The organism is Enterobacter cloacae complex sp. IR5401, from assembly GCF_049238425.1.
Classification (GTDB): Bacteria; Pseudomonadota; Gammaproteobacteria; order Enterobacterales; family Enterobacteriaceae; genus Enterobacter; species Enterobacter hormaechei_C.
The window spans coordinates 61052-73375 of sequence record NZ_JBMKHN010000005.1 but is presented as its reverse complement, the minus strand read 5'-3'; the positions used below and the strand labels follow the sequence as shown (position 1 = coordinate 73375).

General features: G+C 49.7%; 13 protein-coding genes. All 13 read right to left on the bottom strand.

Annotation, left to right across the window (positions count from 1 at the left end; translation table 11 throughout):
* The 13 genes from ACOTX1_RS09405 to gluQRS all read right to left on the bottom strand — a co-directional run bounded on the left by ACOTX1_RS09405 (position 1) and on the right by gluQRS (position 12278).
* The gene (locus ACOTX1_RS09405) at positions 1–1074 is read right to left on the bottom strand and encodes a fimbrial protein StkG (RefSeq protein WP_023315415.1); all 1074 of its coding nucleotides are present in this window, start codon (positions 1072–1074) and stop codon (positions 1–3) included.
* 11 nt (positions 1075–1085) lie between these two features.
* Positions 1086–1694, bottom strand: a complete 609-nt coding sequence (locus tag ACOTX1_RS09400; protein ID WP_023315416.1) for a fimbrial-like protein — start codon at positions 1692–1694, stop codon at positions 1086–1088.
* A gap of 14 nt (positions 1695–1708) precedes the next feature.
* A complete protein-coding gene (locus ACOTX1_RS09395) occupies positions 1709–2272 on the bottom strand; it encodes a hypothetical protein (protein ID WP_023315417.1) in 564 nt (187 codons plus the stop codon).
* A 26-nt stretch (positions 2273–2298) separates the two neighbouring features.
* Positions 2299–2874, bottom strand: coding sequence for a fimbrial protein (locus ACOTX1_RS09390; RefSeq protein ID WP_023315418.1), 576 nt, complete (start codon positions 2872–2874; stop codon positions 2299–2301).
* A 28-nt stretch (positions 2875–2902) separates the two neighbouring features.
* Positions 2903–5494, bottom strand: a complete 2592-nt coding sequence (locus ACOTX1_RS09385; RefSeq protein ID WP_023315419.1) for an outer membrane usher protein — start codon at positions 5492–5494, stop codon at positions 2903–2905.
* Between the two features lie 81 nt (positions 5495–5575).
* On the bottom strand, positions 5576–6319 hold the full coding sequence (locus ACOTX1_RS09380) for a fimbrial chaperone (protein ID WP_023315420.1): 744 nt from the start codon (positions 6317–6319) through the stop codon (positions 5576–5578).
* 81 nt (positions 6320–6400) lie between these two features.
* Positions 6401–7006, bottom strand: coding sequence for a fimbrial protein (locus ACOTX1_RS09375; RefSeq protein WP_023315421.1), 606 nt, complete (start codon positions 7004–7006; stop codon positions 6401–6403).
* Between the two features lie 275 nt (positions 7007–7281).
* Positions 7282–7662 carry an aspartate 1-decarboxylase gene (gene panD, locus ACOTX1_RS09370; protein ID WP_003856284.1) on the bottom strand — a complete coding sequence of 127 codons (381 nt, stop codon included), beginning with the start codon at positions 7660–7662 and terminating at the stop codon, positions 7282–7284.
* Between the two features lie 31 nt (positions 7663–7693).
* Entirely contained in the window at positions 7694–8545 is an 852-nt protein-coding gene (gene panC, locus ACOTX1_RS09365) for a pantoate--beta-alanine ligase (RefSeq protein ID WP_023315422.1), read from the bottom strand.
* 11 nt (positions 8546–8556) lie between these two features.
* Positions 8557–9348 (bottom strand): 3-methyl-2-oxobutanoate hydroxymethyltransferase, encoded by a 792-nt coding sequence (panB, locus tag ACOTX1_RS09360; RefSeq protein WP_023315423.1) that lies wholly within the window; start codon positions 9346–9348, stop codon positions 8557–8559.
* Positions 9349–9471: 123 nt separating this feature from the next.
* Entirely contained in the window at positions 9472–9951 is a 480-nt protein-coding gene (folK, locus tag ACOTX1_RS09355; protein ID WP_023315424.1) for a 2-amino-4-hydroxy-6-hydroxymethyldihydropteridine diphosphokinase, read from the bottom strand.
* Positions 9948–11345, bottom strand: coding sequence for a polynucleotide adenylyltransferase PcnB (gene pcnB, locus ACOTX1_RS09350; protein WP_071785222.1), 1398 nt, complete (start codon positions 11343–11345; stop codon positions 9948–9950). Before pcnB ends, folK begins: the two co-directional genes overlap by 4 nt.
* Before the next feature lie 42 nt (positions 11346–11387).
* Complete coding sequence (gene gluQRS, locus ACOTX1_RS09345) at positions 11388–12278, bottom strand: tRNA glutamyl-Q(34) synthetase GluQRS (protein ID WP_023315425.1); 891 nt, start codon at positions 12276–12278, stop codon at positions 11388–11390.
* Positions 12279–12324 lie beyond the last annotated feature (46 nt).

Here is a 12324-nt window from a genome sequence, read left to right as displayed (position 1 = left end):
TTATTCGTAGGTGATCTGGAAGGTCACGTTGGTGCCGAAAATACCGACGGTTACCGGGTCGCTGCCGGTTTTGACCAGCTTGGCCCAAATTGATCTGTCAATGATATTAACGGGATCCCCAAATATCGTTCCTGTAGCAATAGTTCGTTTGGAACTGTCTGCCGGCACGGGCATAGAACTATTATCTGCATCTAAAATCATGACGCCGACGCCTCCTGCCGCAGTAATCCCACTATTACTCTCAATAGTATTAGTAAAATATTTCTTATCAGCGGTGGTATGCGTGGAGGATAACGTATAGTAAACAGCGATTGTATTTACGCATGTTCCCGTAATGTGAAACTCGACTTTACGGGTATTATCGTTTTCCACTTCAGCGGGGTACCAGTCTCCCAGGTCAACCGTTGTCGGAGCGCGTAATGCACAGGTCGGACGGTTTAGGGGAATGCTGAAAGACATCTGAGACATATTTACCCGCGGACGTGGATGGTCGTCTTTTTTCTGCTCATCTGGGTCGCCGATGACAATCTGACCGATTGGTCCACTGCTTGCGGTCAGGAAATTCTGATCTAAGGGCACTCCATTAAATCCATTCGTCTGCCAAAACTCCATACGAACGTGCCAGTTTTTCTCATCAAGCATGTCATAATCATAACCGACGATACCCGTTCTATAAAATGCGTACGCATTTGGAGGAAACCATGCAGTTACGCCATTGCCATCCGGGTAAAATGCCAGGGTGTAGACAATCCCCGGGATGTTGGTACTGAACGTGGCTTTGCCATCTATTTCCCCACTCAGCATGGCATTATCGGTTAACTGATAAACATCGGCGCCATCATCACCGCCTGAGCAGTGCGATCTTAATGTCGGTGTTGTCTCCATCAGGATCGTGGTGCTGATCTGCGTTGGGGTGGTTACCGTACCCACGGGTAAGGGGGTAATCACCGGTTGTGTTCCCGGAGACATAATTAACACATCGTCCGTGCCAGCGTAAAATTTACATTCACGAGCTTGTGCTGCGCCAGACATTCCGAGCATCATGAGTGCTAATAGACTGAGATATTCCTTCATTATAAATCCCTTTATTCGTAGCTCACATTAACCAAAACATTACTCATCACGGTGCCGCTGGTGATCGTTCCAACGTTCTGATAACGCGCATAAAATCCATAATCTTTTATATAGCTTTCGCTACTTTCACTGACATCGTAAATAACGTTAGATGTTCCATCATTTTTCAAAACGTTCGTTCTGTATTTTTCAGAGAAAATAACGATTCCCACATTTTCGGCCGCACCAGCTGTGGCATCGTTTTTAAAGACCTGGTTGTGATTGCTCCAGAAGCCATTTTGCGGAGCAAAACTAAATTTCAATTGATTAATCGTTGCGGCTTCTGTATTGCCCGCGTAGCAGTCATCTACGTGAATCGTAAAAGGCGTTCCAGCTTCATCGTCGGTTGGCGATAAACGGTTGCTCTTGTCGCTGTTATAAAACCAGTCTCGTGACACGGTCGGCAAATAGATCTCTCCGCCATTTTCGACGCTTAGCCGACAGGTATTATTTACAATATTTGCTGTCAGGTTTACATCCATGCCTGAACCTGCCTGGCATATGCCAGGCAGAGTGCTACCAGCCAGACCGATAAGCAACACAAGACCGGGCTGGTGTAAATTTAACGGTGATTGTTGCATGGTGATTCCTGATACTATTGATAGGTGACGGTAAACGTTACCGGAGCGGTAACCGCACCTGTGCCAACATCAGCAATGGTTTGGCCTTTACCGACTACAATACGGGAATTCATTGGGAATTCGCCGGTGCCATTAGTAATGGTGACTTCTTGTGCTGCCGGAGGGGTGTTACAGCTCAAGAGTAGACCGGTATCAACAACGCCAGACCATATTTCAAAACCTGTTGCCAGGCCTCCAGAAAACGAGTCGCCGCTCTTATCTGTGCCACTACATTCTCCGCCAGCGCCTTTCGCGGCAGTGACCGTTGCCTTTGTTACCCCGGAACAGTTGGTGAAGGCAATTTTGAGTGGTTCGACGCGGGTTTTATTCACCAGATCTGATTTGTATACATCGCCAAACGCAATTTCAGTGGACGCAGTTCCTGCACCGTTAAGCACTTTGGCTGTACATGTACCCGATACAACTTTGGTTTTAATCGTCATCTCAACGCTGCTGGTACCTGTAATTGCTGCACTTGTCATTCCAGAGAACAGAAGGGCAGAAACGGACAGGGCGATAAAAGTTGATTTAAATTTCATGATGTTGCTCCGTTTTCCTGCGCCAATTACTCGTAGCTAAATTCAAAAGTCGCTACAGCCTGAAAATCACCAAGTGACATTTTGTTTGCCTGGGTCTCACGCATAGTGGCCACCAATGGAACCTCCTTATTCTGGATTTCTGTAGAGGTCCAGACCAGGCGTTCCGCATCCACGGTAGAGTTAATGGTAAACGGGGCGGTCGGTGAGCTAGCTCTGGCGATTTCGACAGCAGCATAATCTGAACCACCGCTTTCTTTTACGATCTGGTTCTTAAGCCCGGTAGCTAAATAACCCGATGGGGATCCTTTTACTGTCGTTTTCAGTGAGGTAAGAGATGCCGGACATTCGACGATCACGATTTTGAAAGTAGCGTTTGCAGTCCCGGCTTTCACATCGTCAAGTCGCACCTGTCCATTATTACCTATAGTCAGCGTTTGTTGCGTATCGGAACCCGTACCACCGACCAGTTTCATATCACAGGTAGTTTCACGGATATTAGCCGTGAAGTTAACATCTAAATTAGTGCCCTCGGCGAGTGCCGAACCTGATGACGTTAGCATCGTCAGAACAATGGCTGACAGACTGAAAAGATTTTTTTTCATATAAACTCTTGTCTATTTTCCTGAATAATTACATCTGGCACACTTGATTGTTCAGTACCGTTGTAAGTCCTATTTTTTGAGCATTTGCTGAGACGTTATAATGCACGTCACATTTACTGTCTTTATCGCTTCCCCAGACAACATGAAGCGTACCTTCATCTTCAACGCCGCGGACATAGGCTTGCCCCGCCTGGCCCACGGTGCCGATTGATTCATTTTTTTCATTTAAAACATCCGCGCCTAAAGGAATAAATCCTTTATCGGTACGCTGAAGTTCTAAAATTAATGAACGACCTTCATCGGTTTCAAAATCAACCAGTACGACGGAACCACTGCGGGGAACCGTAATTTCACTTGTATTTTTAATTTCAACATCGTTTTCCAGCGTGCTGATATCAAGGTAAACGCGGTTTTCGCGATAGGCGGACATATAAGGCAGAATGCCATAGCCGGAACTGCCAATTTCGCTACTCCCATAGCCGATACCTGCCCCCTTGGCACCACTGGCTTTGACCAGCGCCAGCGCATCGTTGTCACCAATACTTCCAGGTGCAAATGCGATTCCCCCGGAATGCAAGACCATGCCACCATTATAGGAAGCTGAATATTGCTTACTGTTGTCATCGCCAAAAGATGCAGATAAACCCAGCGGGCCATATTCACTATTATATGACCCATAGCCACTTATCTGATTCAGGTCGCCGTAATTACCACTGTTTGACGAGGCGCTAACGGAATAACTCACTTTATTATCTTGCGTATTTCCACCCGCGGATGTATTAAAGCTTGTCCCACCTTTAAGGTCAGAACGTAAGCCCATGTTGATGTTCGAGAATCCGCCGGAACGTCCTCTGTCCGTTGAGAAAACATTCAATGGAATGCTAAGGCTTAAATAAACGCTGTCGTCTTTTTTACCGTTCTGATCATAGGTTCGCTGTAATGACAGGCTATAACTACCATAGGTGAAGCTATTGTTATATCCAATATTGTAATTGGAATTTGAGCCCGTAGCGTTCCAGTAATCCTGCCAGGTTCCGCTTACATAAAGGGAGCCAAAATTGTCTTCTCCAGAGATTAGCGGTTGATTAAGACTAATTTGCACCTGGTTTTTGGTACGTTGATAGTCTGCATACAGCGCTTCGTTTGAGTCATAGCTACGATTTGAGTATTCCTGGTGCTTAATACTGTCCTGAAGTTGCGCCGCATCATTAAGCGTCAGGTAATCTTCAGTTGAGAAACGATAAGCCGCAACGTTAAAGGAGGTATTGGTCGACTCAATCATTTTACTGTATGTTAAACGATAACTTTGGCCGCTTAATGTATCCAGTCCCTCGATATCTGTATAAGATTGCGTAACGTCGAATGCAAACGCACCAACACGGGTATTCATTGCCACGCCGAGAATACCTGCATAAAAATCCATATCGGTGTATTGTGCGCCAATATAACCCGTGAACGTATTATTCAGGCCATAGTAAAGTGTACCGTAACCCACTTTAGGGGCATCGATCAGTGACTTGTCATTTAACTCGCCTAAACCAACATCCCAACGAGAGGCTCCCGGCCGGAGCATCTGAGTAACGGATGAAAAGGGTACGGTAAAGGAACGTTTGCTACCATCTGCCTCTTCAATCGTTACCAATAAATCATTACCGTAGCCTGTGGTACTCAGGTCGTTTATTTCAAACGCGCCAGGTGGCACCGACGTTTCATAAATCTTATTGCCGCTCTGCGTGACGCTGACCTTCGCGTTACTGTTCGCAACACCCCGGATAACAGGCGCGTAGCCTGTTGAACCGATTGGCAGCATGCGATCATCACTATACATACGTGCGCCGCGCAGGCTCAAAGAGTTAAATGCCTCACCACGCGTGTAAGAATCACCGATTACGAACTGGGCGCTCAACGGCGTGATATCGCGCTGCAAATAGACATCCTGGCTGGAGTATTTTGTGCCGCTATCTTTGTCCCAGTTAAGATTGCCACGCGAGCGAAGACGCCATGGCCCCATATTCAGGCCATAGCGTAATCCTATATATGCACTTTCTGATGTACTGCCGTTGTTTTCACTACGCCAGCCATTCATGTCATACGAGAGCAGAGCAGCAGGAATTCCATTATCCCATAACGACGGATCGACATAACCAGCCGGGCGCTTCAGCACATAAATCTGTGGAAAAGTAAGGTCCATAGCCTGCTTGCCACTGTCATAGTTAACCGTAGCGCCAGGGAAGGACTTTTTAATATCGACGCAGGTTTCATCGTCTTCCGGTCCGTCAGGCAATGTGCTGGTGTCGACACCCGATTGTGACAGCAGCACTTTTGTTATGCACGGGGTTGCACGAGGTGTTCCGTTATCTTTAAACGTTACCTCCACGGTGGACTTCAGTTTACCGTTCAGGTTGATCTTAGTGCGATAGGTCCCCGGTAAAACCGGGTTGCCATGTGAAAAACGATTAATATCAATACTAGCACTGCCATTTAAAAGAAATTGATCGTTAAACTCGACCTCTTCTTCATTATCAGGCAGATCTTTTGCTGGCGTGATATTTTCTGCGCAAGCATAAAAAGGCAATGCTGCGCTTATCGCAAGACATAAAAGAGAACGTTTAAATAACATGGCACATCCACTTAATCAGTGTAGAGAGGGGGCTCTCTACAGAGTTAATGCTATCAATTATTATGCGTATTAAAGGGTGTTCTATTTAAGTCCAGCTTCGTGATGGTCTGTGCCGCCATAATCATTAATGGTATCAAACTCAACTTTACCATTTACGGCAGAAGCTAAGCCTTTCACCGTCATTGTGGTATCACTAAACGGTGGAACGGCCTTATGATCAACGTCGTATGTTTTCTGACTGGCTTTAATGGTTACCGCCGAAACGGAGACGTTATAGGGTGAGTTATTATGGGCAACAAGCTTAACTGCGTTCCCCTCTTTTTTCTGCGTCCATGTCAAATGCTCAGCGGCCTCACCTGCCGAGCCTTTTAACCCGTCTGGTCGGTAAAAGAATTTAATACGGGTCCTGAACGCCAGCTGAAGCTGGTTAAGATTCTCTTTATCTGCAGCTTTTGATTTTGGCGGAATCTCCAGGACATTGAACCAGAAAAGCGATTCACGATCCTGTGGTAAAGGTGAACCTGTGTAGGTAATACGTACGGATTGGCCTTTTTTCGGGTCAATACGGGATACAGGAGGGGTAATAATAAAAGGAAGTTTCAACTCTTCCGGGTTAACACCATCACGCCCATCGTCAAGCCAGGTTTGAACCAAAAGCGGTTTGTTTCCATGGTTATCGAGATTAACGACGACATCCTTCGATGACTGTGGGTAGATAATACGGGTGCCGGAAATAACAATATCCGCACTTGCATTCGATGCGGCCAAAAAAGCAGTTGCGAGCAGTGCGGCTTTAAAACCTTTAATAAAGACTGAATGAGACATTTTTCCACTTCCTTTTGGAATTACATAAGCAATCCCTCACTTATCATGAAGGATTGCTTAATTTAATATTTTACGAATTTCTTATTCGTAGATCATGGTGAAGGCAACCTGTGCCTGCACGGTACCAGCAGATACTGGATTACTTGCTGCATCCCAGCCTTGACCCTGGGTGTATGCTACGCGGTAGTACAGGTTTCCTGCGCCAGAAGTTGGATCGATAGTTGCTTGCTGAGTGTTGTTGGTCTGGTCAATTTTAATCTGATCGGTAGCTGAGTTACCGTCGTTTGACAGCACCAGGTTAACGTTCTTAGCAGAACCCTGTGCATTGCTTGGTGGCACCAGCAGACCGCCTTCTGTAGAAGAAGAACCCGCCCATGAAGAGAACTGGGCAGACGCTTTCTTCGCCGTCGCGGTATCACAACCCGTCAGAGAAAGGGTGAATTTCTTTTCACCCAGGGTGCTGGTGTTACCCAGTGCGTTTGCAAAATCACGCACAAACACGGTATCCAGGGTTACGTCAAAATCATTACCGTTTTGATCGATTTTCTGATCAAGGGAGACCTGGCAAGTATTGTTAGAAACCATGCCGTGGAAAGTGATGGTACCCGTGTCGTCTGCTGCTACCGCTGAACCTGCAGCCAGAATGCTTGCCATTGCAATTGCCAAACCATAATTTTTAGAAATCATTTCAATATCCATATTCATTGAGTAAATAATAAGTACCGTAAAGCTTTTTTTGAAATTAAATTTCGTGGCGGATTATATTGTTAATCTCAATTAAATATAGATGTTGTGCGTGATTTAAACTAAATGAATACTTTAGTAAATTTAAAAGTATTTATTATCAATATGATGGGTTTGTCTGGTGGAGCGGGAAGCGTTTGGGTATTAATTCAATTAATACATTTTAATGACCCATTCATTTAATAAATACACAGGAATGGGTCATGGGATAAATATTATCAGGCCACCTGTACCGGAATGGCTTTCGCAGTACGTTTCATCTCATTATCGCCTTCAAAGTAGGCCACTTTTGGCTGCCAGCGACGTGCCTCTTCGTCGGACATCATCACAAAGCTGGCAATAATGACGATATCGCCTACGTCCGCGCAGTGCGCCGCTGCCCCATTAACGGAGATGATTTTAGATCCGCGTTCAGCGGCAATCGCGTACGTTGAAAAGCGTTTGCCGTTATTAACGTTCCAGATATCAATAGCTTCGTTTTCGAGTATACCCGCCGCGTCGAGAAAATCCTGGTCGATCGCGCAGGAGCCTTCATAGTGCAGATCGGCCTGGGTGACTTTCACACGGTGAAGCTTACCTTGTAGCATTTTGCGAATCATTACATTTACCTTTCACTTCCGGGTAGAAAAACTACGCCAGTTCAACCACTTTGTTGTCGATAAGGCGGGCCTGGCCGAGCCAGGCCGCCACCAGAATTACCGCACGTTTGCTGGTATCTGAGAGTTCCAGAAGCGTATCGGCATCCCGAATTTGAACGTCGTCAGCACGAAGACCTTTCTCGTTCAGCGCCTGTTCAGCCAGAGCGATAATTTCTTCTGCGGTTAACTCTTTTGCCAGCAGTTGCTCTGCCATGGTATTCATGACTTTGCTTAAGCCCGGCGCAATTTTACGCTGTTCGGTGGTCAGATAGCCGTTACGGGAGCTGAGGGCGAGGCCGTCTTTAGCACGCACAATCGGCACGCCGACGATCTCAATATCGTAGCCCATATCGGCCACCATCTTGCGAATCAATGCCAGCTGCTGGAAATCTTTCTCACCGAAGCAGGCGATGTCCGGCTGCACCAGGTTAAAGAGTTTGCTGACGATGGTGGAGACGCCGCGGAAATGGCCCGGGCGGCTGGCGCCCTCCAGCATGGTCGAAATACCCGGCACATCGACGTAGGTCGATTCAGTGGTACCCTGAGGATATACATCTGCGGGTGCCGGTGCGAAGACGATATCCGCATGACGTTTTTTGAGCTTCTCGCAATCTTCCTGCAAGGTACGTGGATAGCGCGCCAGATCGTCTTCGCGATCGAACTGCATCGGGTTAACGAAGATACTGACCACCACGATATCTGCCCGGGCTCTTGCTTCATCAACCAGTTTCATATGGCCGTCATGCAGATTGCCCATGGTCGGGACCAGTGCAATACGTTTACCTTCCTGACGTGCACGGCGGATATGCTGGCGTAGCAGCGGCAGAGTTTCTATGATTAGCACACCTGGACTCCTTAATGGAAACTGTGTTCTTCGCCCGGATAAACGCCGGACTCCACTTCAGCCATATACTGCCGCACAGCAGCACGCATGTCGCCTGCTTCTGTCAGGAAATTTTTTGCAAATTTTGGAATGTGGCCGCCGGTGATCCCGAAGGCGTCGTGCATGACCAGAATCTGGCCATCGGTGACGTTGCCCGCGCCGATGCCGATCACCGGAATCGACAGCGCCTCAGTGATACGCTTAGCCAGCTCAACCGGTACACACTCCAGCACCAGCAGCTGTGCGCCCGCGGCTTCCAGCGCCACGGCATCATCAAACAGCGTCTGCGCCGCATCGCCTCGGCCCTGCACCTTATATCCGCCAAAGATGTTGACAGACTGCGGCGTCAGCCCCAAATGACCACAAACCGGCACGGCGCGTTCGGTAAGCATTTTTACCGTATCGACCAGCCAGGCGCCGCCTTCGATTTTGACCATATTGGCGCCAGCACGCATCACTGTCGCCGCATTTTCAAAGGCCTGTTCCGGGGTGGCATACGCCATAAACGGCAGATCGGAAAGCAGCAGGCAGGCGGGCGCACCCCGGCGCACGGCGCGGGTATGGTAAGCAATATCCTCGACCGTGACCGGCAGAGTGGAATCATGTCCTTGTACCGTCATCCCTAACGAGTCCCCGACCAGCATGACGTTGATCCCTTCTTCGGCAAACAGTTTTGCGAAGCTGTAGTCATACGCGGTGATAGTGGCGAAGCGTTTTTTTTCCTGTTTGCATTTCTGCAATAAGGAGATGGTGGTTGGTTTCATACTGTTTCCTGATGGCCCAAAAGCGAATCTTTGCGCATTCTAACAGTAACATTCGAGGGAACAATGATTTTAGGCAATCGATTAACCGCAAATAAGGAATGGTTAATCGATGCAGAGGCGGGATTACCAGCGGGCCGGTTTATCCGCGTTGAGATTTTGCAGAACGGCTTGCAGCGAGGCGCCGTCAGGGAAGGTGAGATCGGGCGCGACTTCAAACAGCGGCCAGAGCATAAACCCGCGGTTTTTCATGTCGTAATGCGGAACGGTGAGGCGTTCGGTGTTAATCACCTCGTGGCCGAAAAGCATAATATCGAGATCGAGGGTGCGCGGTCCCCAGCGTTCGGCTTTGCGGACGCGACCCTGCTGTAGCTCAATACGCTGGGTATTATCCAGCAGCGTTTCTGCGTCAAGGGTCGTTTCCAGCACCACGGCGGCGTTCAGATAATCAGGCTGATCCTGCGGGCCGAGCGGCGGCGTACGGTAAAATGAGGACAGCGCGACGATGCGGCTTTGCGGGATCTCCCCCAGCGCCTGCACGGCAGCGTTAACCTGCTCCAGCGGAGAGGCCAGATTGCTGCCGATGGCGATATACGCAAGGGTCATGCCGTGCCTTCACGACGCGGTGCGCGTTTGCGCGGGCGACGGTGACGACGGCGCGGTGCCGGCTCATCATCGAGATCCGTAAGCATATCTTTCTGCTCTGGTGGTGCAGAGACCTGAAATTCTCCCCACCACTGCGCCAGGCGCTGTAGCTCCTGGTTTCTTTCGACTTCAGCACGCAGAGAGAGCAAATCGAACGCGGCGCGGAACTTAGGATGCTCCATCAGCTTCCAGGCGCGTTTACCCTGACGGCGGGACATACGCAGCTGAAGCTGCCAGATATCACGCACCAGCGTGGTAATACGTTTCGGGATCGCCAGCGTGCGACAGCCTTCGTCCAGCACGTCGTTTGCCGCCAGCGCGAACGCATCATAATAGGCGAGACCGCTCTCCTGAGTGATGCGCTGCGCCGTTTCCAGCAGCGGATACCAGAACATGGCCGCGAACAGGAACGCCGGATTCACGCGCATATCGTTATGAATACGGGTATCCGTGTTCTTCAGCACCTGTGCAATCATCCTCTCCATTGCGCTGTCACCGTTTTCGGTGAAGTAGCGGGTAATGGTCGGGAACAGCGGCTGGAACAGGTTGTATTCACGCAGCAAATTGTAGGTTTCAAACCCGTAGCCTGCCTGGAGCAGCTTTAACGACTCCTCAAACAGACGGGCAGGGGGGACGTCGTTAATCAGCGTCGCCAGGCGCGGGATCGGCTCTGCGGTTTCCGGACTGATACGCATGTTCAGCTTGGCGGCGAAACGCACGGCGCGCAGCATTCGGACCGGATCTTCGCGATAGCGCGTTTCCGGCGTACCGATCAGGCGAATCAGGCCGTCTTTCAGATCCTGCATACCGCCGACGTAATCGCGCACGGTAAAATCCGCCACGCTGTAGTAAAGGCTGTTGATGGTGAAATCGCGACGCTGAGCATCTTCTTCAATAGAGCCGAAGATGTTGTCGCGCAGCAGCATGCCGTTTTGGCCGCGCTGGGAAGTCGTGCGATCGTTGACGCCCGCTTCGTGGTGACCGCGGAAGGTCGCCACTTCAATGATTTCTGGTCCAAACATCACGTGCGCCAGACGGAAACGGCGGCCAACCAGACGGCAGTTGCGGAATAATTTACGCACCTGCTCAGGCGTGGCGCTGGTCGTCACGTCGAAATCTTTTGGTTTTTTGCCCAGCAGTAAATCGCGCACCCCGCCGCCGACGAGATAGGCCTCGTAGCCTGCTTTATTCAGACGATAGAGCACCTTGAGGGCATTTTCACTGATATCTTTGCGGGAAATATTGTGCTGTTCACGCGGAATGACCGACATGTGTGGCTGTGCAATAGCGTCGTTCGCCATGCTCTCTTCGCGGCTCAGCACTTTACGGCAAAAATTAGCGACTCGGGTAAAAATAGTACACCTCGTAGTGTGTTTTGTTATCAAAAAAGCGGCTAATCATAGCTCAGCGCAACGCATTTGAGAATGCTGGATTTTTGGCACGGCGATAAGCGCCCAGTCAGCAATGGCCGTTTTCAGCAATTCATCCAGACTCAGATCCTGCCATTCCTGCGTTACATTCTGGTTGAGAAATCGCAGCGCGTCGATCAAAACCGGGCGCGGATCGCAGTCAGGCAGCGCCGGGGCATGATTCTGTTTCGACAGCTTATTTCCCTGTTCATTGACCGCCAGCGGCAGATGGATGTAATCCGGCACCGTCCAGCCAAACTGCTGGTAAAGCGATATTTGCCGCACGGTAGGCTCAACCAGATCCGCCCCGCGCACGATTTCCGTGACGCCCTGGAAATGGTCATCGACAACCACCGCCAGGTTATAGGCAAACAAACCATCACGACGGTGAATAATAAAATCTTCACGCGCCAGGCGTTCATCCGCCTGAATGGTTCCTGAGAGAACGTCGGTAAACTGCGTCACCGGAGAACGCTGTATCAGCCGTACGGCAGCATTCTCAGGACCGTTGTGCCGCGTACGACAGTGGCCATCGTAAACGCCACCCACGCTTTGAATTCGCGCCCGCGTGCAGGTGCAGTTATAGGAAAGGCCCTGTTCAGCAAGCCACGCCAGACGTTCACGGTAGGCATCATGGCGTTGAGACTGCCAGAGTACGTCGCCGTCCCAGTGAAGACCGTAATGTTCCAGCTGACGCAGAATAGTTTCTGCTGCACCGGGAACTTCACGCGGAGGATCGATATCTTCAATGCGGACCAGCCATTGACCCTGACGGGCGCGAGCCTGTAGGTAGCTGCCAAGCGCGGCAATTAATGAGCCGAAGTGTAATTCACCGGAGGGAGATGGCGCAAAGCGCCCGATATAGTGAGATTCAGACATATCAACGGTAACAAGGCGGGAGAGACTCCCGCCTTAGCAGAGTAGT